Consider the following 25,805-nt stretch of genomic DNA (forward strand, 5'->3'; position numbering starts at 1 on the left):
CAATTAGCGCATCAAAAGCATTCTTCATCTTTCCCATATTCTTATCTCCTTTTCTCTCCAAAACTCGTTTTATGTGTTCCAACAAAAAAATTATAATAAGTGGTACTACAACAAGAAGTACTCTCTTTGGTGCTAACCCCTGCTCTACAAGCCAATACATTCTAACTTATATCATCATCTATCCAAATCACATATTAGGTACTTAACACATCATACACGTCTTCCACATAAATTTTGCTGATATACTCTTTTCTATTATACAATTTCTTTTCGTCTTTTTCTATCACTTTTGTCATAAAAAAATACGGAACAGCTTACCACTCGACGCAAATATTACAGGTATACAATTTCTCTCAACACCACTTCTCCCACTGAACACCTAATATTATGCATCCTGCCAACCCATTCCATCTGATTCTCCAATTTAAGCTGTTCAGTCACCCCCCACCTTTCCATCATCTGATCAATTAACACCTCCATCCGCTACTCCCATTCCACATCCACCCTGTGTAGATGCTCATTCAAATCACCATTTAGAAGTAATCTAAGGTATTCCACCTCACGATAGTCCTGCAAATATCTCCTCCTCATATGTCCATACTTCACAATTGGATAATCTGTACCCTTCAGCAACATCAAATTTGCATAATACAATCCGTCTTTTCTAAGAAAGTCAATTTTTATAAGTAGAGCCAAACGACATAAAGCAACCCTGGAAATGCCCATTGTAGGCATTTCCAGGGTTCTGTACGTTATTCAAATTCTATCGTCGCCGGCGGCTTCGGTGACATATCATAGCACACTCTATTGACATTCTCCACCTCTGCCAATATCCTTCCGGTTATCTTCTCCAATACTTCCCAGTCTACCTTTTCGATGGTGGCTGTCATTGCATCTACTGTATTGATTGCCCTCAGGATGACCATGTATTCGAAACATCTCTCATGGTTTTTCATTCCGACTGATTTGAAGTCCGGCACTACTGTGAAGTACTGCCATACTTTCTTATCCAGTCCTGCTTTCTCGAATTCTTCTCTCAGAATCGCATCGGATTCTCTGACAGCTTCCAGTCTGTCTCTGGTGATCGCTCCGAGGCAGCGCACACCTAATCCTGGTCCTGGGAACGGCTGGCGGTATACCATGTGTGGCGGCAGACCGAGTTCGATTCCGCATGCACGAACTTCATCTTTGAATAATTGTTTCAGAGGCTCAACCAGTTCGAACTGCAGATCTTCCGGCAGGCCCCCTACGTTATGGTGAGACTTCACCATTTTAGCTGTCTTTGTTCCGCTTTCAATGATATCGGGATAAATCGTTCCCTGTCCAAGGAAGTCGATACCATCCAGTTTGCGTGCCTCTTCCTCGAATACACGGATGAATTCTCCGCCGATAATTTTACGTTTTTCTTCCGGATCCGCGACGTTTTCCAGTTTGCCGAGAAAACGTTCTGTGGCATCTACATAGATCAGATTTGCGTGCAGCTGGTTCTTGAATACCTCTACAACACTTTCTGATTCATTTTTACGCATCAGGCCATGATTAACATGAACGCACACCAACTGCTGGCCGATCGCTTTCAGCAGAAGTGCAGCGACTACGGATGAATCTACACCGCCTGAAAGGGCAAGCAATACTTTGCGGTCTCCGACCTGACGTTTAATCAGTTCGGTCTGGTCCTCGACGAAATTCTTCATGTTCCAGTTTGCTTCTGCTCTGCACTCATCGAATACAAAGGACTTTAATGTATCCGTATCCGGCAGTTCCGCGTATTGTTTTTCACACTTTGATCCCGGATAATCTACGGAAATGACCGGATATCCGCAGTCATAAACTGCCGGATTGACCTCGACTGCCTGTCCATCTACGACACGGTTTTCTCCACCGTTTAAAATGATTCCTTTGACATTATCCAATGCATTCAGTTCTTCCACGGTGATATCGTGAGGGTGAATCTCGCTGTATACGCCAAGATCGCGGATTTCACGGGCAAGCACTGTGTTATTCGTACTCCCCAGGTCCAGAATAACTATCATGTCCTGTTTCATTTGTTTTCCTCTCTTTCGTTCGATCATTTATAATCCTCACATCTGTTCATTACTATGAACAATTGCGAATCTTCTTCTATTATAACTGAACACTCTATGTTTTTCCATCCATGAAATAGAAATATCACATATTTTATTCTCTGCATATAATAAATAAAATTGTATTTTGTCAGGAGTTTCACAATGGAGTATCCACAATACGATTACGCGGTCATTGGCGGAGATATGCGGCAGGTATATCTGGCTGAAGAGCTGGCACACCATCAGAACCGCGTCATTTACTATGCCCTGATGGCTGCGCCGGATGAAGGCAGATGCTCAGACGCTTCTTATGTTGCCCCGGCCTCGTCCCTTGAAGAAGCAATAAGCTCCTCCGACTGTATTATCTGTCCGATTCCTTTCAGTAAAAACGGCGTCCATCTGAATCAGAACTCTCTGGATAAAGACCTTACGCTTTCTTCCCTGCTGGGTTTACTCAGAAAAGGCCAGACATTTTTTGCCGGCTGTATTTCCGGGGAATTTAAGGATACGGTCCGCAAGGCGGGAGTTTCTGTACATGACCTTATGCAGGATGAATCTCTTGCGGTTTATAATACGATCGCCACAGCAGAAGGTGCCATCTGCGAAGCCATTCAGAGGAGCCCGCAGAATCTTCACCGCAGCCAGTGTGCCGTGCTAGGTTATGGGAAATGCGGAAGTACGCTTGTTTCTTATCTGCGGGGCATGTTTTGCTATGTATATGCCAGTTCCGACCAGCCGAAGGAACGAGCACTTGCGGGAACGGTTAGTGACCGGACCGGAAGTCTGGAAGAATTTGCGGCATGTGCGGGGGAATTTGATTTTATATTCAATACAATTCCGGCAAAAGTAGTGACCGCAGAAATTTTAAATAATATGAAGTCTTCCGTAACGATCATTGATATTGCCTCTGCTCCCGGCGGAGTGGATTACGCAGAAGCCCGGCATCTGGGACGAAACGCAGTGTTATGTCCGGGGCTTCCCGGGAAATACGCCCCCTCATCTTCGGCCAAAGCGGTAAAAAGAGTCATCGAAGCTGCAATGCTTTCAAATAATGAATAAGGAGTGATGCAAATTGTCTTTAAAAGGAAAAACGATTGGAGTAGCCTTCACAGGTTCCTTCTGTACCTACGAAAAAGCATTTACAGAACTACAGAAACTGGTGGATGAAGGAGCCCTCGTACAGACGATTTTTTCCGATGCAGCAGGAAGTATCGACAGCCGTTTCGGAAGGGCGGAAACCTTCATCGATAAGGCGGAGGAAATCACGGGTGTAAAACCGATGCTGACTATATCACAGGCTGAACCGATTGGCCCCGGAAGCCTGCTGGATATTCTTGTTCTCTTCCCCTGCACCGGAAATACTCTGGCAAAGCTTGCCAACGGGATCACCGATACTCCCGCACTGATGGCTACAAAGGCTCATCTGCGGAACAACAAGCCTCTTCTGATTTCCGTCTCAACAAACGATGCCCTTGGAATGAATATGAAAAATATCGGCCTTCTGATGAATGCCAAAAATATATATTTCATCCCATTTGGTCAGGATAATCCGAAGAAAAAGCCGAATTCCATGATCGCGCATACAGAGCTTCTAATTCCTTCTATTGAGGCTGCTTTAGAAGGAAGGCAGTATCAGCCGGTCATCCAGTAAATATTCCCCGGAGGGCACATCCTGTAACCCAGTCCCTCCGGGCAGATTCAATATAAGGTATGAAAAAGGAGAAGAAAAAATGTGCGGAATTGCTGGATTTTTTAATCCCTACAGGGATTATAAGACAGAAGAAACGAAGTGGCTCGGCATCTTGAACGGTATGAATCATGCGCAGAAACAAAGGGGACCTGATGATGAAGGTACTTATTTGAGCCCCATCTGTGGCCTTGCACATGTCCGTCTGGAAATCATTGATCTGGTGACCGGACACCAGCCGCTTGTAAAAGCGCGGCACGGCAGGGAGTGTGCGATTGTTTTCAACGGTGAGATCTATAACATGGATGAACTGAAAGCAGAGCTGCTGCTGGAAGGGGTGAAGTTCCGGACGACAAGCGATACGGAAGTGATTCTGGAAGGTTATATGCTTCATGGCAGGGATTACATCAAAAAGTTAAACGGAATTTTTGCAATCGCCTTATGGGATTCTGCGTCGGAAGAACTATTTCTCTTCCGGGACCGGCTCGGTATTAAGCCGCTGTTTTATACGATGACCGGCGAGACTCTCGTATTTTCATCTGAGATAAAGGGGCTGTTTGCCTATCCGGGGGTAGAGCCGGTTCTTGACAGAGACGGACTGTGTGAAATCTTTGCCCTCGGTCCGGCAAAATCTTACGGGAAAGGTGTTTTTAAAGATGTTCTGGAAGTTCTGCCCGGCCAATGTATCACCTTTGACAGGACCTCCTGTACAGAAGACTTTTACTGGAAACTGGAGAGTCATCCCCATGAGGACTCTCTTGAAAAAACAGTCGAAAAGACCGCATGGCTGGTGGAAGATGCCGTGAAAAAGCAAATGCTTTCTGATATTCCGATCAGCACATTCCTCTCAGGCGGAGTGGACAGCAGCCTTGTTACTGCAATTTGTGCAAAGGAGCTGAAAAAGCAGGGAAAAGTATTGAATACCTTTTCTTTTGACTTCACAGATAATAACAAATACTTCAAATCCAACTCCTTCCAGCCGAGTCAGGACCGCCCTTTTGTGGAGCAGATGGTCCAGTTTGCCGGAACAAATCACCGTTTTCTTGAGTGCAGTAATCAGGATCAGCTGGACTGTCTCTTTAAGGCAGTTGATGCCAGAGACCTGCCCTGCATGGCGGATGTAGAATCTTCTATGCTGTATTTCTGTTCTCAGGTGAAGGAATATAACAAGGTAACCTTGACAGGGGAATGTGCAGACGAAATCTTCGGGGGATACCCCTGGTTCCACAGTGAAAAGGCCTTCCGGACGGACGCGTTCCCGTGGTCCATGAGTATGCAGCCACGGCAGGCGCTTTTGGATGAAAGCGTCATCCATGAACTGCATATGGAAGATTATGCACGTGCCGCTTATGAAAAGACGATTCACGAAACTCCCCTTCTCGCTGGAGATACACCAGAAGAAAAACGGCGTCGGGAGATCGCATACCTGAATCTGCGCTGGTTCATGGTGACCCTGCTGGACCGGATGGACCGCACCAGTATGTATAACGGTCTGGAGGCAAGAGTCCCCCTGGCTGATCACCGGATCGTGGAATACATCTTCAGCGTCCCGTGGGAAATGAAGTGCCCGGACGGAATCGTGAAAGGACTGCTAAGGCACGCCGGTGAGGGTCTGCTGCCGAAAGAAATTCTGTGGCGCAGGAAGAGTCCTTATCCCAAAACTTACGATCCCACATATGAAAAGCTGCTCGGAGATCAGCTGAAAGAAGTACTCGCGGATGCAAACGCCCCGGTCCGTACCCTGCTGGATACAAAAAAAGTCCACGCATTCTTGAACAGTCCGTCCGACTACGGGAAACCCTGGTACGGACAGCTGATGGCCGGGCCCCAGATGCTGGCCTATATGCTCCAGGTAAATTACTGGCTGGAAAAATACAAGATCAGGATCATATAGATGGATCAAACAGATTATCCATTCCTAATGAAAGACAGGGCGGAAATGTACACACTCACATTTCCGCCCACATTCATTCTGAAACAACCCGGTTATCAGTCATTTTAAGATCTTTTTCCCATATCTTCTTTGATAAACATCAGTACAAATCCGACAAACAGCAGCGCCGCCGCAATCCAGATGACACGCAGTCCAATATGAATGCTCATCACTGCCCCAACCGCCGCTCCGACCGCGAAAATTAGAATCACAAAATAGTAATGCAAGCTTTTTCTTCTTAATTCCTTATCCTTCGTGATATGGTACCTGCAAAGCATTTCCGTCGCACTCCTCATATTTCCGATGCACATGGTTGTCGCACACGGAATTCCCCTGAACTTGCGGAAACTGTTGACCTGCATGGCGCATGCAAAGGACATCAGCACATTTGCCAGTACATCCATCGAATGCGGCAGGAGTCCCACTATGACCAACAATACCACCTCGACAAGCAGTACAATCTGCCGCCAGTGTATTTTCTGATGCTCTTTATATAAATGATGCACCCATTCTGTCACATATCCCCCGCCGATAAATGCTGCCAGCGGCATCAGGTAGTGGAGCGCTGTCCCGTAATTTCCCTGTGCCAGGTTCTGCCCCAGCAGCACAATATTCCCGGTCTGTGCATTCGCAAAGACCTTCCCCCTGCAATTATAAGAATACGCATCCTGAAAGCCCCCTGCCAGCGTCAGGAATACCGCAAGCACCATAGATTCCGACATCTGCCGGCCAGCCTTACATTTCATCATCTGTCATGCCTCCCGTCCGTAATAAATATATTAAGAATTAACTGCTCCGTTTATTTTATTCCTTCACCATTATACGGCGTGCCGGGAGAATGTAAAGTTTTTTCTAAAAAGTTTCGGGCTTTGTGCAGATGGATATTATTCATCTGCACAAAGCCCACTTAATATGTCATCACAATTCTATCGTCACTTCGTGTGCCGCAGGAATCAGAATCACTCCCTGTTCGGTGATTTCTTTGATTTCCGCCCCGCTCACCTGTTTCACTTCCTTCATATTTCTGAGCAGATATGACATCTCCTCCACTTTAGAAGTTTTCAGTTTGATTCTGTTTCCGGTTCTGGTTCCGCTTACTGTAAGGCTTGTATTTCCCTTCCGGTCAGGAACATGGCAGACTGCTTCTTTTTCCTCCTGCAGTTCAAACACCTGAATCTGCACATTTTTCGCGAACTCATAATCCGCCGTCTGCTCATTTGCCCCGACAGGCAGGAGCGTATTCTCCCTGACAAACAGCGGCAGTGACAGGAAATCATAGGTCTCCTTGTACCATGCCCCGCCTTCCTTCGTCTCTCCCGTAAGCAGGTGCGTCCACGTTCCTTTCGGCAGGTAATACTCAACACTTCCATCTGATGAGAATACAGGCGCCACAAGGATGCTGTCTCCGAGCATGTACTGCATATCCAGATATTTTACCGCCGGATCGTTTTCAAATTCCATAACCATTGCCCTCATGGACGGGATTCCCGACTGGTGGGAAAGGACGGCCATCTGATAAATATACGGCATCAGCCTTAGTTTCAGTTTTGTAAACCTGCGGCATACCTCGACTGCCTCGTCATCAAACAGCCACGGTACCCTGTAACTCTTGGAACCATGCAGGCGGCTGTGGGTGGATAGCAGGCCGAACTGGAGCCATCTCTTGTACACGTCCGGGCTCGCTGTCAGCTCAAACCCTCCGATATCATGGCTCCAGAAGGAGAATCCTGACAGGGTAAATGACAATCCGCCCCTCAGGCTTTCCGCCATTGACTGATAGGTCGCTGAACAATCCCCGCCCCAGTGAACCGGGAACTGCTGTCCGCCCGCTGTTGCGCTTCTGGCAAAAAGAACTGCCTCACCTTCTCCTTTTTCCTTCTTCAGAAGTTCAAAAACCGCTGTATTGTACAGGTTTGTATAATAATTATGCATACCCCACGGATCGGAACCGTCAAAATATTCCACATCCACCGGGATCCGCTCACCGAAATCAGTCTTGAAACAGTCGACTCCCATATCCAGCAGTTTTTTTAATTTTGCGGTGTACCACTTCACCGCCTCCGGGTTCGTAAAGTCCACGAGCCCCATACCCGGCTGCCAGTTGTCCACCTGCCGTATTCCTTTTCCATCAGCGCGTTTCAGGAGATAACCGTTTTTTAGTCCCTCCCGGAAAAACTTCGTCCCCTGGGCAATATACGGATTAATCCACACACAGATCTTCAGTCCCTTTTCCTTATACCGTTTCAGCATACCTTCTACATCCGGGAAAATTCTGCTGTCCCACTCAAAATCGCACCAGTGGAATTCCTTCATCCAGAAACAGTCGAAATGAAAAACATCCAACGGAAGGTCCCGGTCCTCCATCCCCTGTATGAAAGAGCTGACCGTCTCCTCATCATAGCTTGTCGTAAAGGAAGTGGACAGCCATAACCCGAAGGACCAGGCCGGGGGGAGCGCAGGCTTTCCGGTCAGATCTGTGTAATGAACCAGTACGTCCTTGATATCATCCCCGTAAATAAGGTTGTAGCGTATTTCTTCCCCCTTTACGGAAAATCCGACGGCCTCCACCTTTTCACTCGCCACCTCGAATGCCACATGGTCACTGTGGTCCACAAAGACTCCGTAATGTTTGTTCGTCACATAAAACGGGATATTCTTGTAGGCGATCTGTGACGCAGTTCCTCCGTCTTCGTTCCAGCAGTCAACTACCTGCCCATTTTTTACAAAGGCAGTAAAACGTTCTCCCAGACCATACACACATTCCCCCGGTGCTAAAGACAATTCTGTCATCATGTATGGCTGATAATCCGCGGCCATATAATTCTCCTCCGGAAACTTTGTCAGATGTTTCCGGTCATACTGCATATATCCGAGATTACGGAATCCGCAGGAAGTCAGAAGTTTTCCATCCGCTTCAAAGGAAATCAGGAAATCCTGACGGTTTACACGCACCGTCATCCTTCCCGTAGTCATGACCGCTTCGTCTTCCGTGATTTCCACCAAAACATCCTGCATCTCCCTGTTCAGTTCAAATCTTGGTTCCCGTTTTTCATAGCCCTCAAAATGATAGCTCCGCACACTGATAATATCTTTCCTAACCGCGGTAAACTCTGTCGTGATCGTTCCCACATCCAATGCCCCGGAACGATCGCTGATCACACGGAGAGGCGCCGTCACACGCATTCCGTTTTCGATTTCCTCCACAGCAAATGCCTGTGCCGCATACTGTGCATTTGCCCGCTCATTCTTTTCCCAGTAACCTTCTGTAAATTTCATACCTGATCTCCTCCTCAATCCGTTTATACAGCTTCTGTCTTCCCGTTGCTTAAGTCTTCCACGATAGAATCATATTCCTTGTCCAGGTGGTAGAACAGCATGATAATAATCTGGATAACTGCGATTGCGGCCGGTATATAAATGAACAGTGCTTTAATCGCCATCACAGAGGACGCACTCTGGGCCACGGAATTTTCTGCATAGTTCCCCAGTGCAAGTATCCATCCGAGCATGGCGGATCCCAGTCCATTTCCGACTTTAAATCCAAAACTGGATGCACTGTTAACCAGACCTTCCGTACGGTATCCGGTCTTCCATTCGCCGTACTCGATCGTGTCAGAGACTATCGCAAACATACAGGAAGAAATACATGCATTTCCGATTCCTTTCAGTGCAGATGCAAACATGACGCCTGCATAGCTCATTCCCACAAAAGCAAACATTCCGAATCCGAGTCCATAGATTACCGCACCGACAATCATCATGTTTCGTTTTCCGATCCGCTTTACAAAGAAGGCCATCGTAAACATTGCCACGATCTGGACGACGCTGGCAACGAGGTTCATCGGTCCCACCATTTTCGCATCATGCAATATGACCTTTGCATAGTAAACTGCCGCGCCGCCATTGAGTGAATACTGGATAAAGATGAATACAAGAGTCAGTGTAATCATGATCCAGTACTTATTTTTAAAGAGAATTCCGATCCCCTTGAAAAACGGAACCTTCTCCTGCTTTGTTGTCCTCGAAGGTTTTACCCTTTCTTTTGTTCCCGCAAATGTGATCACAAAGATGATGACCGCAAAGATTCCAAATACTGCAAATGTCTTCGTCCATGCAGACAGATTATCCCCGAAGAATTCCACCAGCGGCAGTGTCAGATTTGTAATCAGCAGTGTCCCGGTTGTAGCCAGTGTCATTCTGAAAATACTTAAGACGGACCGTTCATACTGGTCCTGAGTAATCAATGCGTTTAATGTTGCATATGGCACATTGATTGCCGTGTATACAACGGATGAAACAAGATTGTATGTAATAAAAATATAAATTATTTTTGACGTTTCGCCCAGTCCCGACGGCACGGAAAACAGCAGTATTCCCGCAATGGCAAATGGGACTGCCATCCTTAAAATCCAGGGGCGGCATTTTCCGAACCTTGATTTTGTGCGGTCTACAATGACTCCCATGACCAGGTCCGTCACCCCGTCAAAAAGTCTTGAAACAAGCATGATTGTGCCAATCGTAAGGGCGCTTACTTTTACATAGTCCGTGTAATAGAACAAAACAAATGCTGACATGGCCGAATAAATAATATTGCACCCCAGATCCCCGAAGCCATACGCCAGCCGTTCCTTTACACCTATTTTTGTACCTTCCATTTTTCATTCTTCCTTCCTGAACTGTTACCTCAGATCAAGATGAAGTATATCACAGGTTTTTCAGCCGCATTAGGAGTAAAAACGACTCAAAAATAGTACATTTCCGACTTTTCACAATTTTTCCCGTTCCATTTTACGCTTTTCTTTCGGTGTACAGCCAAATCTCTTTTTAAACCACCGCATCGTCACCCGGTAGTTGGTACAGCCATGCCGCTCAAATATCTCATTGATAAAATCAGCTGTGTTCATCAGATCATAATATATGTAATTAATCCGGATTTCATATAAGTATTCACTGACCGTCATCCCGATCTGCCGTTTCATAATCCGGGATAAATAATCCGGGTGATAATTAAAGTGCTCCGCCACGGACTGCACCGTCAGCTGTTCTTCATGGTGCTTGTCCAGAAAGGTCAGAATCTCCTTCATTTTCTCCCTGTTTTTCTGGTTCCGGCTGACCTCTTTCTCCACCAATTTTATGGAATATGAGTGGACCAGTGAAAACAGCAGGTCATACAAAAGGCTGTTGAACTTCAGCAGATACCCGTCCGGGCGCACCTCATAGATTACATACATATCATGGCAGATTTTCTTCAGCCGCTCCATCTTCGTCGCTTCGGCCGGACTCATCGGTCCGGGCACCGCCTGAAACTGGAGGAGTTCGTAGTCCGGCACATATTTTTCCAGAATTTTATCAGAAACCTGAAGTACAAGGGCCTGGTTCTTTGTACTCCAGATCGAATGAATTTCTTTAGAATTCAGGACAATCAGTTCGCCTGCCTTTACATGGATTTCTCTTGTCTCACAATGAATCTGGATTTCCCCCTCGAGCATATAGATCATTTCGATATGGTCATGCCAATGCGGGGGAACATATCCCCCGTCATCTGCAGATAAATAAAACCTGACATCAATGTCCGCATTACTGAAAACAATTTCGTGCCGCACTTCTTTACTCTCCATAAAGCCCCCTGTTTCTTATTCTCTTATTTCTTCTATAATCTGCTCTTTTAACACAGCCTGCCCGGATATGAGCACCGCCGCAATACAGATCCCTATATTCACCGCCGCCATAAGCAGTATCGGGAATGCCGGCAGTGATGCCTTCGGATGCAGATAGAGATAAACATGTATGATAAAGTAATATAAAAATTTCTGCAGAACCAGATATGCCGCAGCCATGACCAGACTGGAATAAATGCCGTACCTCAGTCCTTCTTTCACGAGCATCTTCCGAAAGCCGGCATCTGTGATTCCCATCGCCCGCATGATTCCAAACTCGTGTTTTCTCGCTGTCACAAGGTACTGCATGCTGTTCATAATATGCAGAAGGCTGATGACCAGCAGAATCAGCGCGACGCCATAGAAAAACAGCATCTTCCTCGCCAGAAACAGGTTCTGTGTCTCAATTTGCTGTGTATAATCCTTTACGATACATTTCCGTATCCCGGATGTTACCTTCTGGATTTTGGCCGACACATGTTCCGCATCTGCGCCTTCCTCCAGACGGATACTCATGGTCTGGTACCCCTCCACTCCAAAATTCTCTTTCATCTGCTCATTCGTCATGATGATGTCAACACGGTTTGTGCCGTCATCCCCGATATAAGTATCCACCTTTGCAAGCGGCCTGCTCGCGAGCGCGGATATCTTAAAATTCTTTTCCCGGTACTGGTTTTCTTCCGCCAGAAACTTCAGGACTTCCTGTGAAACTTCCGTATTTACCGGGGTCTTTAACTGTATTGAGTCTCCCGATGAGAGGCTGATCCCTTCATAGGTTCCCTGTCCGCCCATGAGTGTTTTCAGAATGACGGTATTCTCCTTACGCATTTTTTCAGGATCGATGGACCCTTCCAGAAGATACTCGTTCATTTCCTCAAGCATCCCGTCATCATATCCATAGATGTTGACTTTCAGCTTATAATCGTCTTCACCTGTCTGGATGGCTATGCCATTGTATTTCTCCATCAGAACCGGATCGGGGTCAAAACCTTCCTCCCCGGCGATTTCCGGATAATAACTCGTCCACTTCAGCATACCGTCCGGCAGAGAGATCTCTCCGGGCATATAGCGCACCGCATAGGCGGATTTGATGCCTTTTATATCACGCAGGCGGGCGGCTGTATCTTCCGGCATGACGTCCGATAAGACATCGGAATCTTCCAATACCTGCATATCCGATCCAAGGCCGTCGTCCGCCTTAAATTTCAGTTCATTGTTAATCCTCGTGTTCTCTGTCACATAAGCCGTCCCGAGGAAAATGAGGCTCCCGGCCGACAGTGAAATCAGGACACCTGCAAATGCCCCTTTTCTTGCAAACATAAACTTTCTGGTCAGTACTCCCGTCAGGCTCTGGGTCTTTGTACTGTAGATTTTCCGGTTCTTCTTTTTGCCACTGTCTTTTGCCAGAAGCTCCCGGGCCGTCATCTTACGCATTTTCCTGACTAAAATCCATGCCAGAAAAAGAAGCACCAGAAACAGGAATGCAGCTCCCCCTGCTGCCACGCTGCGTGAAAAATGGAATGCTCCCGGGTCCGGCATATTCATCATCTGGGCTGCCTGCTCCTTAGCGGCGCCTGAATGTACTATAAAATCCTCCGGCTGTACAAAGATCTTTCCTGCCTTCTGATATAAAAGTGCAGCCACACCGTTTCCCAGAAGACACCCCGCCGGATATCCTGCAAGGAAAATCATGCCCAGCTCTGCTGCAAGGATACCAAAAGTTGCCCCTTCTCCGAGGCCCGTTACCTGCATGATACTGTACTGCGACATTCTTTTAATGACGGATACCTGAAATAAACTATAAATAATGAAGATCCCAAACAGGCCAAGTGCTGCGAGGACTGCTTTTTCCGTCAGGTTCCAATACATATTCAGCACTGCCCATATATACGGGAACCCGGTTCCTTCCATAGAAATGCCCGACTTGACAGTCTCCCACAACGCTGCTTTTGCTTCCCCGCCTGCATATCTTGCAACCTTATCATTCATATATATACTCGTTTTATCGGTCTGGAACGTATTTGCGAAATTCACCATCTGACGGTAAACCCTTCTAGATTCATCAAACTTCAGATATAAAAATTTCCCGTTAGTCCCGTAATCCAGCCCTTCATTAACAAATACCTGCATACCTTCCGATTCAGGCATATCCGATATGATTCCGCTTAAAATGAATTCCTCCCCGTCCAGTTCGAACCTTGCCCCCAGTTCAGCCTCAATCTGCAGATTTTTCAGTGTGTAGGTATCTGCGGCTGCTTCGTTATTCTCCCGCGGATAATGTCCTGCCTCTAACCGGCGCCCCATGAGGGTCATGTAACCGGCGTCTGCATAGCATAATTTTATCTCGAAAGGTTCTTCTATGATCTTGCGGACGGTCAGGACCCCTGCCTTCTCCACTTCATAGCCTTTCCCTTTTGTATGCTCCTGAAAGTCTGAATACCACGGATAATCACAGCGGAGAGAATAATGCCAGTCTCCGTATTTCTCCCTCGCATTTTCCTGAGAGGCAGTCCTGCCGCTGTCAAGCAGGGACCCGATCCCGGTCAGCAGCGACGCCGAAAGTACAATTCCCAGAAACAATGCAAGCGTCTGTTTCTTATAGTATTTTAAATAGGCAAATGCCAGGCGGATGCTGTTTTTCATTTTCCCTCACCGCCTCTTGTATAAAATTCCAGTTCCCCGTCATAGAGTTTCCCGTCTTCAATCCGGATCGTCCTGTCACAGGTCTGGGCAATCGCTTCATTATGTGTCACCATTAGAATCGTCTGATTATACTTTTTACTGCTGGCTTTTAACAATCCCATGACCTCGATTGTTGTATGTGAGTCAAGATTCCCGGTCGGCTCATCCGCCAAAATCAGAGCCGGTTTGTTGGCAAGCGCACGTGCAAGGGCCACTCTCTGCTGCTGGCCGCCGGACAGCTCATTTGGATAGTTCTTCCTCTTTTCCCAGAGTCCCAGTTCTGTCAGCAGGTCCCTGATGTATTCGTGGTCCACATATTTCCCCTTGTCAAATGTTACCGGGAGCGCTACATTGTCATACACATTCAGCACCGGCATCAGGCTGTAGTTCTGGAATACAAAACCAATGTTCCTGCGCCTGAAAATCGTCAGTTCCTTCCGGCTCAGTTTTGCCACATCATGGCCGCGGACCACAACCGTTCCCTTCGTCGGCACATCCAGTCCGCCGATCAGGTTCAAAAGCGTACTCTTTCCGCTCCCGCTCGCCCCCACAATCGCCGAAAACTCGCCTAACTCCACGTCAAAGCTTACATCACGCAGTGCATGGACCTTATTTTCGCCGGAGCCGTATATCTTTTCCACATTCTGTACTTCTAATACTTTCATTATTCACACACGCCCTTTCTTTTTCACATGCTCCTTTACATATTTATCTTAACAAGGTCCTCTTACAGTGATCCTACAAATAAAAAAGAAAATCTTACAAAACTGTCAGAATCAAACACATTCTAGTTCCGGCAGTTCTGTAAGAAAACAGAAAAGCAGCTTCCTTCCCCTTTCACGGAAGCCACATTCATATACCCTTTTTCCTTTTCCAATATCAGTTTGCCCAAATACAGCCCGATTCCTGATCCTTCCACATTTTCCACGTCCGGGCTCCTGTAAAACCGTTTGAAAATCGAGTTCAGTTCCCCCTTATCGATTCCCCGTCCCGTGTCCCGGATCCAGATTTCTGTATACATCTCCATCCTTCTCATACCGATTGTAATCTTTCCGTACTCCGGCGTATATTTTACCGCATTCTCCAGAATATTCGCAAATACCTCCGTCGTCCATTTGGGATTGTGATACAAGAGGCAGTCCGGGAAATACTCGGTTTCGATCTCAATCTGTTTCTTCTGGGCCTTTTCATACACCAGATTCACGGCATCAAGCAGCGTCTTTCTAATCAGGCCGGGGCCAGCCTCGAAGACTATCGCATTTTCTTCCAGTTTTACCATCTTAAACAGAGAATTCAATATCCAGTTCACTTTCTCAGACTGCACATGCATTTTGTCCAGAAAATGTTTCCGCTCTTCCTCCGAAAGACTTCTCCCGCCTTTTCCGTCCGCACTCAGGATCTCCTCATACATCATGATATTCGCAAGCGGGGTCTTCAGCTGGTGGGACATGTTAGAGATCAGGCTCTTAACCTGCTCCTTTTCCCCTGCTGCCTGACCGATCTCTGCGCGCAGCTTTTCCTGTATCCGCTCTGCCTTTCCTGACAGGACCGCTGCCTCCCCCTCTTTCAGTCCGGAAGGCGTAACAGCCTTATCATCGAGCAGCTCATCCATCATCTTACATGCCATCCGGTATATCCGGTTCTTTTCCCTGTAAAAAAACAGTGCCGCGGCAGCGCATATGACAGCCGCCATCACCGCACAGACCACAATGACCAGACCTGTGTTTTCCGCCCACATCCATTCCATTTCGTCTCTCCTATGATTCCTTCCAGACATATCCCAGCCCGTGCACCGTCTTAATGCATGCCGGTTCTGCCGGATTCTCTTCTACCTTCTGCCGCAGCCTCCGTACATTTACCGAGACAATATTCTCATCCACAAATCTTCCCTCACTGTCCCAGATGCGCTCCAGAATCTGCTCCTTGGAGAGTACCTGGTTCTGATTCTCCATAAAAAACAAAAGCAGCTTATACTCCACCTTCGTAAGGGAAATCTCTTCTTCGCCTTTATAAACCCGGCATTCCTTTGGGTCCAGACGGATTCCGTGCGAGAGCAGGCACTGCCCTTCATCGTTCCTGCCAAGGAGCCGTTTCAGTCTGGCCTTGAGCACTGCAATGGAAAAAGGCTTTGTCATAAAATCGTCCGCGCCAAGCTCCAGCGCCTTCACTTCATCCAGTTCCGTGTCTCTTGCCGTCAGCATCAGGATACCGATGTTGCTGGTCTTCCTGATCTCCCTGCAGAATTGGAACCCGCTGCCGTCCGGCAGATTGCAGTCCAAAATCATACCGTCAAAACAATTCCCAGACATCACATGAACCGCTTCCTGAATACTTCCTGCTGTATATGTATCATATCCGTCCGTTCGCAGAGAAAACGCCAGCCCCTCCTGCAAATCCATGTCGTCCTCAATAATCAGAATCTTCTTCATTTCTTACCTCGATATCGTCATTATCATATCTATACAGCATTATAGTATGTCCGGGCAGGAAACGTCAATGGCTCCCGGGCCTGTCATCTTATTGACAGGCGGGGAGCCAAAGTTTTTTTATGTCGTTTATAACTGCTGTTCTTCCCGTATTTCTCAGGCGCCTGTCTTTGTCATGAGTTCTTTATAGCTCTTCCGTTTTTCGACGGCCTCCATCATTTCCCCCATCTCCGAAACGTCCCCGATCAGGATGACTCCACAGAGCCGGTTATTCAGAAAATAGTACTTTTTATACTGTTTTCTTCCCATATCTTTTAATTCTACCGTCTTATATATGAGATTCGTATTCTTTCCAGTATCCCCGACCGCATAAAGGGCCGTGTTCATCCCGTGGAAGGTCAGCGCTGCCGGAACCGGAGTGTATTCCTTATCGTCCCCTGTGGCATTTGCTCCGGCCGTCCTGCCCTGGTCTACTGCCTCCGGCCAGATTGCATAATTGATCTGGTTATACTGTGCGCAGTCCCCACATGCATAGATATCAGGGATACTGGTTTCCATCCTGCTGTTCACGACCACGCCTTTATCCGTCCTGAGCCCCATCTTTTCCGCAAGTCCGATGTTTGCACGTACCCCGCTCGAAATGATGACCAGCTCGGCTGGGATGACTTCCCCGTCTTTTAGTTTTACCCCTGTCACTTTCTCTGTTCCCTGTACGCTCTCTACCTGCACACCAACCCTGATTCCAATGCCGCATCCCTCAATGATGGACTGCAGAAGTGCCCCCGCAGGATAATCAAGCTGGCGCCCCATCAGCATAGGCGCAATTTCCACTACCGTCACTTGGCACTTTGCCTTCTTCATCTCCCATGCTGCTTCCAGTCCCAGAACTCCGCCTCCGATTACGACCACATTCTTCACTTCCGGCAGGAGCGCGGCAATCTTTCTTGTATCCTCCAGCCTGCGTATCGCAACGACAGACTTTTTCTCACTTCCCGGTATCGGCGGTATGAAACATTCTGCCCCCAGTGCATAGATCAGCTTCGTATATTTCAGCCTGCTGCCATCGTCCAGTGCAGCCTCCTTTTCTTCCGTATCAACCGATACCACCCGCCTTCCGAGGATCTGCACGATCTTTTGTTCCTCATACCAGTTTTCATTCTGTATCGCAATCTGGTCTTCATCTAATTCCGCCATGATAGACTTTGTCAGCATCGGCCTGTTGTAGGAACGGTAAGGTTCATCGGAAACGATGACGATCGATCCCGTCGCATCCCGCTCCCTGATCGCTTGTGCGGCATAAAATCCGGCGGCACCGTTTCCCAGAATCAGGTAAAAATCACTGGTGTCATGATGCCATGTGACTTCTTCTGCCTCAACCGGGACAAAGTTCTCCGGTCCGACTCCGCAGACCGGGCAGATTTCCAGGGATGAATCGAAGATTTCACCGCAGACCAGACACTTCACCAGCGTACTTCTGCCCGACTTTTTCTTCGTGTTCGGTTTCTCCAGAAGGACACAGCCAAAATTATAACCATAGTCAAAAGCATCCTGATGGTCTGCCTGATTCGGCTTGAACCGTACCCGGAATCCTTCCACGACCTGCATGCGAAGCTGTTTTAAACGCTCCTCGATATGCGGCACTCCTTCCCCGCTCCAGCCATAGCTTCCGAATGCTCCGGCCAGTTTGCCGCCATGTGTCACAGGAGTCATCGCAAGAGTCAGGTCCCATATCGGTTTCAGCGCCTCCCCTACGATCGTCGGGGTCCCGAACAGGATTCCGTCTGCAAATCCCAGTTCCGCGATTACTTTATCCGTGTCAGAGGTTACCATATCATAAAGCCTAACATCAATATCACCGCATTCCTGAATCCCTTCCGCAATATCCTGTGCCATCTGTTCGGTATATCCATAGGCACTGACATATGGAATCACCACCGTCTTGCGCTGGTTCGGGTTTATAACCGTGCACCATTCTTCATACCACCTGTACATCTGGTCAATCTTGTCATCCAGAACAGGCCCATGCCCGGTGCAGATCATGGTGACATCCATCTGCTTTACCCGCTCCAGGGCCCGCTGCATATACGATTTAAACGGTCCGATAATACAGTCGAAATAGTATTTTGCCGCCTTTTTATAATCCTCCTGATTTCTGACCTTGCTGACAAGGACGTCACTGAAGGCGTAGTGCGATCCAAAAGAATCACAGGTAACCAGTATCTGTTCCTCTTCGATATAGGTGTACATCGTATCCGGCCAGTGCAGATTTGGAACTGCCATAAAATACAGCGTTTTGTCTCCAATTGTCATGCGCTGAGCGTCCTTAATCACGATTCCAGTAAAATCCCGGTTCACGATCTCCTTCAGAAACGTATTTGCCGTTCCCGTGGAAATAATCTTCAGGTGCGGACAGAGATCCAACAGACGTTCCACACTTCCCGCATGATCCGGCTCCGTGTGGCTGACCACCAGATAATCAATCTCGCTGACCGTCGTGAGTTCCTCCAGTTTTTCAAGGTAATCATCCCAGAACTTTACCTTTGCCGTTTCAAATAAAATGGTCTTGTCTCCGGCTTTCATTACATACGAGTTGTATGTAGTTCCGAATTCCGTATACATAATAATATCAAACACACGCAGATCACTATCTATAACTCCTGTCCAGTAAAAACCTTTCCTTAGCTCCAGACTCTTCATATGCTCCTCCGTTTCATAATAATTTTCCGTTTCGGTTAGCATTCCACAAAATGGATATTTTAAACATGGAACGTTCATCAGATCGCTGTGTCTTATATATGTTACATTTTTTCAATTTGTGTAATTCCCCGGGCGATTCTCTGAGCAACATTTGTGAAGTGGCCTCCGGGCACAGTTTCGTATGTTACCCGGCAGCTTTTTCCCCAGTAAACAGCCAGCTCTTCTGTAATCGTTTTTACCTGCGACATTCTCTGGTCTTTAGTTTTATGCTCTTTACTCCCCAGTGACAGGTAGACTGCCGGGTTTTCAGGTACAGGGGAATGTGTCAGGGCATACTCTTTCCAATTGTCAAACCAGAGCGAACCAGACATACAGGCTATGCGGTTGAAAACCGGGGTGTTGTACATTGCGTACACTGCAAAAAGGCCAGCCATTGAATATCCCGCCAGCCCTCTCACTTTTGGCTCAAAAGGAAGCTTTTCTTCTGCCCCCGGCAGCAGCGTTTCAAGGAAATATTTAAGATAGTCCGGCGCCCCGCCGCCGAAATCTTCCCCCTGCCGAAAAGCTTTTGAAGCAGGCCACGGGGAAAACTGTCGGTTCCAGTCATTACCGGTTACCGCAAGCAGAGTACTGATCCCGGAAAGCCTTTCCCATATTTCTTCCGCCTCCCCCGGAAAGGTGTGAAGCCAGATGACGGATAAATCAGTAGCAGAATCCCCACGAAAAATTTCTATCGTGTAATCGTCTATTTTGACAGAGTCCTTATACACGGATAACATATCCCTCTTTTCTCGGCTTTGCCTTTCCCTGTTCTGCTGCATAGCCTAAAATGCAGTGCCCGACGCCGATATATTTTTCAGGGTCGAGTCCCCACGTTTTCATAAGCTCTTCGCCCTCATTCCCTGCAAACACCTCTCTCGCACGGTGAATCCAGCAAGAACCAATCCCAAGAGAAGCCGCCGCATTCATCAGGTTCCCCATCACCAAAGAACCGTCTTCGACACAAGTTCCCCGCTCCTTGTCCGCCAGCACCACAATAACCGTAGGAGCCCCGTAAAACGGATCACTGTCAGTCCCCATCACCGCTGCATTCAGTGCAGACAACTTCCTGATCATCTCCGGCTCCTGCACAACCACCATAACAGGAGACTGCATCCCCATCCCCGTCGGAGCATACATCCCCGCCCGCAGAATCTCCTCCAAAACATCTTCCGGCACCTGCTCACTCCTATAACTCCGAATACTCCTGCGCGTCTCCAACGTGTTCAAAGTCTCATTCATCAAAAACCACTCCTTCACCATATATTTCTTCCATTTTAACACGTAAAAAAAATATGGTAAATAATAATTGCTGCCTCCGTCACGAGCCCTCCTTAGCTGGCATACTTTTCTTACCTGATGCGCCAGCGAAATGAAGGGATAGCCTCCGGCCTGACAAGGACACGCATGCCGTTCTGAATCGCTAAAGCAGCCCCTAGAAATTCTTAGAAGGAGACAGCCGGAAAAATGGGGAGCTTTTATGATTCCGAATCATAAAAGCGGATGGCCCAGCGCGGGAAATCATCAGATTTCCCGTGATGTGCCATCTGTGCCCCGCCTTTCCGGCTGGATGCTTCTTAGAATTTCTCAGGTCTGCGTCCGCAATTCAAAACGGCATGCGTGCCCTTGCCAGACCGGCGGCCATCCCTTGATTTTGCGTCCCCAGTCTAAAACTTACCAGCTAAACTCGAACCCTCTCATGCGCTACTTGTTTGTCGCTTATTTCTTTATTGTTAAACGGTGTGATTCTGAATGACAGTTTGAATGGTTCAAATTTTGCACGGTATCTGTCCAGCTGCCACTCACCGCAGGCATATGTCCCGAGTGCATTTTGTTTGTAGTCTATGTTGAATACAACATAATCCCGTTTTTTCAGATCGCATGTGTGTTTTGCATCGTCCAGATCTTTTTCCTCAAAGCGTGATGCACTGAAGTTAAAGCTATCTTCGGTTGACGCTACAAGGCCCATGCCTCTGTCGTTTGTCAAAGATACCCATTTGCAGTCCATGTGGTTTCCGTTTGCCTGTGGAACAACATAGTTGGTAAATAATCCGTCCACTGTATTTTCGTATACTCCCATCATGGCGGCTTCTCTGGAATCTGCATAATTCTCCCCCGGTCCCATTCCGAAGTACCGTACCTGATCCATTGACTGGTCCAGATGCATCGTCACCCCGATCCGCGGGAACATATCCGGCGCCAGATCTGTCCTTCCGGACGGCGTTCCTTCTACCTGAATCAGAACATCCCCTGTCGGGCATACCACATAGGAATACCTTGTCTTGAAATGCCATGCGCTGTTTGTGGTACTGTTGATCGTATCAACCTGTACTCTGAGGAAGTTATTTTCTTCCTGATATTGCACCTCTGTTACCACTTCGTGTTCCAAATGAAGGAAATGTACCTTCTTCATCTGGTCGATAATTTCCATATCGTTGCTGATCGGTGCCCTCCAGAGTGTCAGGCGCGGGCCTTTGCTCATCACTTCCATGCCATCTCTGACAATGCTGGTGATATTACCGCGTACCAGATCGAAGTCTACATGGAAATTTGCGCCTTCTGCATGAAGGACTGTGTGTTCTTTTGTCACCCTCAGCATTCCCTCAGGAACTACTTCGATTCCTTCTTTATAAACCGGAAGCTTGAACTGTGCCGTTGCAAGCTCATGTCCGGCCGGTGCATACGCTGTATGCTCCTTTAACTGGTAGGACAGATTCAGGTAGTATTCTGCCCCCGGCTTTGCCTTTACTGATGCGAAGTCATACGGAATCTTCACTTCTTTCTCTGACCTTGCCGGAATAGACGGCAGTTCCATACTTCCGCCCTGAATCATCACATCATCTTCCATTATGCTGTATACAAGACGGAACTGATCCAGATCCGCAAAATCATAACGGCTTATCAGGTGGATGATTCCCTGTTCCAGATTTACCGCTGATGTTGTTACCGGTTCTACAACTTTCTTATATTCATAGAGGCCCGGTGAAGGGGTTCGGTCAGGCATCAGCATTCCGTCGATGCAGAAATCTTTGTTGCTCGGGTCATCGCCAAAGTCTCCCCCGTAACGGTAGTATTTTTCACCGTCTTCGGTGTATGACTCGATACCGTGGTCAAACCATTCCCAGATAAATCCGCCCTGAAGTTTGTCATGTGCATAGAACAAATCCTGATATTCCTTCAGGTTGCCCGGCCCATTTCCCATTGCATGGCAGTATTCACAGAGAATATGCGGTTTCTGGGATTTTTCTATGATATCCTTCATGAGGAATGGTTTATCCGGATTTTCCAGCCAGGTATACATCGTTGAATATACATCTGCGGATTCCACATCAAAGTCACCCTCATAATGAACCAGTCTGGAAGAATCCATCTCGTGTGCCACTTCAGTCATCCTGCGGAAGTTGCAGCCGAAAGCAGATTCATTTCCCAGAGACCACATGATGATAGACGGGTGGTTTTTGTCACGCTCAATCATGCGTGTCATTCTGGATACATATGCCGTCTCCCATGTCGGATCGTCCGTGATCCATTTGTAGTCTCCGGTCAGTTCGAAGCCGTGGCACTCCAGATCTGTCTCATCAATCAGGTACATTCCGTATTCATCGCAAAGGTCGTACAGATAATAGGAATCCGGGTAGTGGCACGTACGGATTGCATTGACATTGAACTGTTTCATGAGGATAATATCTTTTTCGATCTCCTCTTTTGCCACAACACGCCCGTTTCTCGGATTATAGTCATGGCGGTTCATTCCCTTGAATATGATGGCAACGCCGTTCACGAGGAAGGTATCGCCATTCATGCGGATATTTCTGAATCCGACATTCTGCGGAATCACCTCAATTACCTGTCCGTCTTTTTCCACGGTCATAAGCAGCTTATAGAGATAAGGAATCTCTGCACTCCAATGTTCTGCGTTTTCTACAACAGCCTCCATGCAGACTTTTTCGCCGTGATTGCCAGCCGTCTCTGTCAGGACTGTATTCCCCTGTGCATCCATAAGTTCAAATGTTACCTGTACGTTTTCTTCTGTCCGCAGTGCCGCCTCAACACGCAGAAGCCCATTTGTATATGTTTCATCCAGATCCGCTGTTACTTTAAAATCACGGATTCCGTCCTTCGGAACGCCGAGCAGTTCCACATCACGGAAGATGCCGCTCTCCCACCACATATCCTGATCCTCAAGGTAGGTCCCGTCAGACCACTGGTACACGCGGACTGTCACATCATTCTCCTGACCAACCTTTACCATGTCGGTAATGTCAAACTCTGATTCATTTCTGGCGGCCTTGCTGTAGCCTGCTTCCTGCCCGTTGACCCAGAGGTGGTATGCGGAATCCACTCCGCAGAATCTTAAGATGATCTGTTTTCCCCTGAAGCTCTCCTCTATAAAGAATGTACGCTTATAGATGCCTGTCGGGTTCTCTGTCGGTACAAACGGAGGGTTGATCGGGAAATTATACCACAGATCGGAGTAGTGCATTTTCCCATATCCCTGCAGCTGCCAGTTTCCCGGAACTGTGATGTCATCCATAGTGGATGTGTCATATTCGCTTGCAAAAAATCCCTCCGGGCTGTATTCCGGTGCATCCAGAAACATGAATTTCCATACCCCGTTCAGATTTTTGAATGCATGTGTGTATTTGTTGTCATTAAGAAGTGCCTTTTCCCTCGTTGGAAATGTTAAAAAATGTGCTCTTGCTGGCATCCTGTTGATGCCGTCTATTTGATGGTTTTCCCAGATTTTCATTTTGAATCCTCCAATATATTATTTGATAGTTTTCTGTTTTTTCTCATAACGGTTCCAGCAGATCCATGCAACACCTACGAATATAACCAGACCTACAATATTGTAAGCAAGTGTTCCGATCGGGTTTGCCGTTCCAGCCGGAAGTGTCCCGTCAAGCGCCTGTTTCATTAGTGTCGGCTCCGGTACTGTTGACATGAAGAATACAAACAGGAATACAACCATCAGGAAAATACCTGCCACGATACCGAATGTTCTGCTGCCGAATTTGAAGTCCCGCTGCATCTTATCTTTCTTCCAGCGCAGTCCAATATATGCCGCAATCAGGAATAAGACAGGAAGCAGTGAAGTCGCCACGGTCATGTTGATCAGCATCTCCAGAAAACTGTCCATATTACCGATTCCGAGTGCCGGAATCACTAACAGGATTGTTACAACGATTCCCTGTACAAATAATGCGTTTGTCGGGTTACCTTCCTCGTTCGTCTTAACAAGCCATTTCCCGAATACACCTTCCGGTATCTCGGAGAAAAATACTTTTACAGGGGCTGCCGTCCACAGTGCCAGTGAACCAAGGCTTCCGAGAAACAGAATCAGTCCTACCAGCCTGACAATCACACCGTTTGGAATTCCGAATTTGCCTGCCAGTATCTTGAAGATATCGAAAATACCGTTTGAGAAGTTACCGGAGAGCACTTCTGATGGTACGACAAGACCTACCGCTACTGCACCCAGCACATACATCACGCCAACTACGATTGTAGAGAGCACCATGATCTTAACAAATGTCTTATTGCCGCCCTTTACGTCCTTAATATAGACTCCGATACTCTCCCCGCCTCCGACTGCCTGTAATACCCAGGCCATTGTCATGAAGAAGGTCCAGTTAAACTTCGGTGTAATGGATTCCATTGTAAATTCCTGTGCCGGAGCCTCACCGAATCCGAATACGACGATAAACGCCAGAATAACAAATACCACACCCATTAATAAACGTGCACTTCCTGCAAATCCTGTAACTTTTGAAATCCAGCTGACTCCCTTTACACATACATAGGTTGCAAGCCAGAAGAGTACAACAGAGATGATTGCGATGATTCTTGTTCCGTTGTCACCCGTAAATACGTTTCTTCCGACAAAAGCATAGGACCCATAGATCAGTGTCTGCGGAAGAAGGGAGCAGAAGAAGAATAAGTTTACGAAGAAATATGTCCAGGCACCAAGGAATGCCCATTTTGGACCTAAAACACATTCCAGCCAGCTGTGCACTCCTGATTCTTTTCCTGAGTTTGCAGATGCAAATTCCGCGATCATCAGTATGAACGGAAGGAAATAAAATACAGAACCAAATATATACGCCGGGATTGTTGCAAGACCTATCTGGATGCTGTTATTGATGATACTAGGGAATGCAAAAACAGCAGAGAAGGTCATCATCATCAGGGCAGCTGCCCCCAGTCTTTCTCTTGAATTTGATTTTTCCATGAGAGTTTCTCCTTATCGTTTTCCTTTTTTTAGCATTTGCGCATCTGCTTTATGGTTATTATTGTAGCACCCTGATATTCTGAATTCTATCAGATATGTTGAAGTGTTTTATACTTATGTTGACAGTTTTATATCTTTTATTTTAAAATCCCTTTTTCGTATATGGTAACATCCCCCCACATTTCAGCGTGTTTCCTGCTGTGATTTGATATAAAAATAACAATCCAGCCATTTCCCGGCATCCACAGGATTTTATACGATTATCATTTATGTTGAATAGTTATACATATGTTGACTCGCTCTTTTTTCCTGCTTGAACAATCCCCTTACCGGGAGTATACTTTAGTAATCACGACCACCGGCTTAGCCGGTGGTTTGCTTTGACC

Annotated in this window: 17 protein-coding genes and 1 pseudogene; 3 read left to right on the forward strand and 15 right to left on the reverse strand. The window is 47.2% G+C overall.

Annotated elements, in window-relative coordinates:
• Nucleotides 1–333: 333 nt before the first annotated feature.
• Nucleotides 334–735, reverse strand: a pseudogene (locus DWX43_RS18765) (TnpV protein).
• A gap of 17 nt (nt 736–752) precedes the next feature.
• On the reverse strand, nt 753–2,072 hold the full coding sequence (gene guaA / locus DWX43_RS18770) for a glutamine-hydrolyzing GMP synthase (protein WP_330582291.1): 1,320 nt from the start codon (nt 2,070–2,072) through the stop codon (nt 753–755).
• Between the two features lie 156 nt (nt 2,073–2,228).
• Between guaA and dpsA the strand changes: the two genes are divergently transcribed.
• The 3 genes from dpsA (at nt 2,229) to asnB (ending at nt 5,647) form a co-directional block, all read left to right on the forward strand.
• Nucleotides 2,229–3,125 (forward strand): dipicolinate synthase subunit DpsA, encoded by an 897-nt coding sequence (gene dpsA, locus DWX43_RS18775; protein WP_118621423.1) that lies wholly within the window; start codon nt 2,229–2,231, stop codon nt 3,123–3,125.
• A gap of 13 nt (nt 3,126–3,138) precedes the next feature.
• Nucleotides 3,139–3,717: a dipicolinate synthase subunit B gene (locus DWX43_RS18780; protein ID WP_118621424.1), complete on the forward strand. Its 579-nt coding sequence runs from the start codon at nt 3,139–3,141 to the stop codon at nt 3,715–3,717.
• Between the two features lie 79 nt (nt 3,718–3,796).
• Nucleotides 3,797–5,647 carry an asparagine synthase (glutamine-hydrolyzing) gene (gene asnB, locus DWX43_RS18785; protein ID WP_118621425.1) on the forward strand — a complete coding sequence of 617 codons (1,851 nt, stop codon included), beginning with the start codon at nt 3,797–3,799 and terminating at the stop codon, nt 5,645–5,647.
• A 104-nt stretch (nt 5,648–5,751) separates the two neighbouring features.
• Here the strand turns inward: asnB and DWX43_RS18790 are convergent, their stop codons facing one another.
• The 13 genes from DWX43_RS18790 to DWX43_RS18850 all read right to left on the reverse strand — a co-directional run bounded on the left by DWX43_RS18790 (nt 5,752) and on the right by DWX43_RS18850 (nt 25,419).
• Entirely contained in the window at nt 5,752–6,435 is a 684-nt protein-coding gene (locus tag DWX43_RS18790) for a YoaK family protein (protein WP_118621426.1), read from the reverse strand.
• Between the two features lie 169 nt (nt 6,436–6,604).
• Nucleotides 6,605–8,962 carry an alpha-xylosidase gene (gene yicI / locus DWX43_RS18795; protein ID WP_118621427.1) on the reverse strand — a complete coding sequence of 786 codons (2,358 nt, stop codon included), beginning with the start codon at nt 8,960–8,962 and terminating at the stop codon, nt 6,605–6,607.
• Nucleotides 8,963–8,985: 23 nt separating this feature from the next.
• Nucleotides 8,986–10,341 carry an MFS transporter gene (locus tag DWX43_RS18800; protein ID WP_118621428.1) on the reverse strand — a complete coding sequence of 452 codons (1,356 nt, stop codon included), beginning with the start codon at nt 10,339–10,341 and terminating at the stop codon, nt 8,986–8,988.
• A 111-nt stretch (nt 10,342–10,452) separates the two neighbouring features.
• On the reverse strand, nt 10,453–11,304 hold the full coding sequence (locus tag DWX43_RS18805; RefSeq protein WP_118621429.1) for an AraC family transcriptional regulator: 852 nt from the start codon (nt 11,302–11,304) through the stop codon (nt 10,453–10,455).
• Between the two features lie 15 nt (nt 11,305–11,319).
• Nucleotides 11,320–13,986, reverse strand: a complete 2,667-nt coding sequence (locus DWX43_RS18810; protein WP_118621430.1) for an ABC transporter permease — start codon at nt 13,984–13,986, stop codon at nt 11,320–11,322.
• Complete coding sequence (locus DWX43_RS18815; RefSeq protein ID WP_118621431.1) at nt 13,983–14,690, reverse strand: ABC transporter ATP-binding protein; 708 nt, start codon at nt 14,688–14,690, stop codon at nt 13,983–13,985. Before DWX43_RS18815 ends, DWX43_RS18810 begins: the two co-directional genes overlap by 4 nt.
• Nucleotides 14,691–14,812: 122 nt before the next feature.
• Nucleotides 14,813–15,772, reverse strand: a complete 960-nt coding sequence (locus tag DWX43_RS18820) for a HAMP domain-containing sensor histidine kinase (RefSeq protein ID WP_243099399.1) — start codon at nt 15,770–15,772, stop codon at nt 14,813–14,815.
• A 10-nt stretch (nt 15,773–15,782) separates the two neighbouring features.
• Nucleotides 15,783–16,454, reverse strand: a complete 672-nt coding sequence (locus tag DWX43_RS18825) for a response regulator transcription factor (protein WP_118621432.1) — start codon at nt 16,452–16,454, stop codon at nt 15,783–15,785.
• Between the two features lie 153 nt (nt 16,455–16,607).
• On the reverse strand, nt 16,608–19,148 hold the full coding sequence (locus DWX43_RS18830; RefSeq protein ID WP_118621433.1) for an FAD-dependent oxidoreductase: 2,541 nt from the start codon (nt 19,146–19,148) through the stop codon (nt 16,608–16,610).
• Between the two features lie 101 nt (nt 19,149–19,249).
• The gene (locus DWX43_RS18835; RefSeq protein ID WP_182440759.1) at nt 19,250–19,927 is read right to left on the reverse strand and encodes an alpha/beta hydrolase-fold protein; all 678 of its coding nucleotides are present in this window, start codon (nt 19,925–19,927) and stop codon (nt 19,250–19,252) included.
• On the reverse strand, nt 19,911–20,429 hold the full coding sequence (locus DWX43_RS18840; RefSeq protein WP_118621435.1) for a nitroreductase family protein: 519 nt from the start codon (nt 20,427–20,429) through the stop codon (nt 19,911–19,913). The genes DWX43_RS18835 and DWX43_RS18840 overlap by 17 nt, the downstream gene beginning before the upstream one ends.
• A gap of 439 nt (nt 20,430–20,868) precedes the next feature.
• Nucleotides 20,869–23,937, reverse strand: coding sequence for a beta-galactosidase subunit alpha (gene ebgA / locus DWX43_RS18845; RefSeq protein ID WP_118621436.1), 3,069 nt, complete (start codon nt 23,935–23,937; stop codon nt 20,869–20,871).
• An 18-nt stretch (nt 23,938–23,955) separates the two neighbouring features.
• Nucleotides 23,956–25,419, reverse strand: coding sequence for an amino acid permease (locus tag DWX43_RS18850; protein ID WP_118621437.1), 1,464 nt, complete (start codon nt 25,417–25,419; stop codon nt 23,956–23,958).
• Nucleotides 25,420–25,805 lie beyond the last annotated feature (386 nt).

Origin of the sequence: Clostridium sp. AF19-22AC (assembly GCF_003479085.1) — a bacterium.
GTDB lineage: Bacteria > Bacillota > Clostridia > Lachnospirales > Lachnospiraceae > Faecalicatena_A > Faecalicatena_A orotica.

What these genes read in the sequence shown, in the direction of transcription:
- guaA (WP_330582291.1), bottom strand. Translation starts at nt 2,072, where the DNA reads ATGATCGAACGAAAGAGAGGAAAACAAATGAAACAGGACATGATAGTT.
- dpsA (WP_118621423.1), top strand. Translation starts at nt 2,229, where the DNA reads ATGGAGTATCCACAATACGATTACGCGGTCATTGGCGGAGATATGCGG.
- asnB (WP_118621425.1), top strand. Translation starts at nt 3,797, where the DNA reads ATGTGCGGAATTGCTGGATTTTTTAATCCCTACAGGGATTATAAGACA.
- DWX43_RS18790 (WP_118621426.1), bottom strand. Translation starts at nt 6,435, where the DNA reads ATGATGAAATGTAAGGCTGGCCGGCAGATGTCGGAATCTATGGTGCTT.
- yicI (WP_118621427.1), bottom strand. Translation starts at nt 8,962, where the DNA reads ATGAAATTTACAGAAGGTTACTGGGAAAAGAATGAGCGGGCAAATGCA.
- DWX43_RS18800 (WP_118621428.1), bottom strand. Translation starts at nt 10,341, where the DNA reads ATGGAAGGTACAAAAATAGGTGTAAAGGAACGGCTGGCGTATGGCTTC.
- DWX43_RS18805 (WP_118621429.1), bottom strand. Translation starts at nt 11,304, where the DNA reads ATGGAGAGTAAAGAAGTGCGGCACGAAATTGTTTTCAGTAATGCGGAC.
- DWX43_RS18810 (WP_118621430.1), bottom strand. Translation starts at nt 13,986, where the DNA reads ATGAAAAACAGCATCCGCCTGGCATTTGCCTATTTAAAATACTATAAG.
- DWX43_RS18815 (WP_118621431.1), bottom strand. Translation starts at nt 14,690, where the DNA reads ATGAAAGTATTAGAAGTACAGAATGTGGAAAAGATATACGGCTCCGGC.
- DWX43_RS18820 (WP_243099399.1), bottom strand. Translation starts at nt 15,772, where the DNA reads ATGGAATGGATGTGGGCGGAAAACACAGGTCTGGTCATTGTGGTCTGT.
- DWX43_RS18825 (WP_118621432.1), bottom strand. Translation starts at nt 16,454, where the DNA reads ATGAAGAAGATTCTGATTATTGAGGACGACATGGATTTGCAGGAGGGG.
- DWX43_RS18830 (WP_118621433.1), bottom strand. Translation starts at nt 19,148, where the DNA reads ATGAAGAGTCTGGAGCTAAGGAAAGGTTTTTACTGGACAGGAGTTATA.
- DWX43_RS18835 (WP_182440759.1), bottom strand. Translation starts at nt 19,927, where the DNA reads ATGTTATCCGTGTATAAGGACTCTGTCAAAATAGACGATTACACGATA.
- DWX43_RS18840 (WP_118621435.1), bottom strand. Translation starts at nt 20,429, where the DNA reads ATGAATGAGACTTTGAACACGTTGGAGACGCGCAGGAGTATTCGGAGT.
- ebgA (WP_118621436.1), bottom strand. Translation starts at nt 23,937, where the DNA reads ATGAAAATCTGGGAAAACCATCAAATAGACGGCATCAACAGGATGCCA.
- DWX43_RS18850 (WP_118621437.1), bottom strand. Translation starts at nt 25,419, where the DNA reads ATGGAAAAATCAAATTCAAGAGAAAGACTGGGGGCAGCTGCCCTGATG.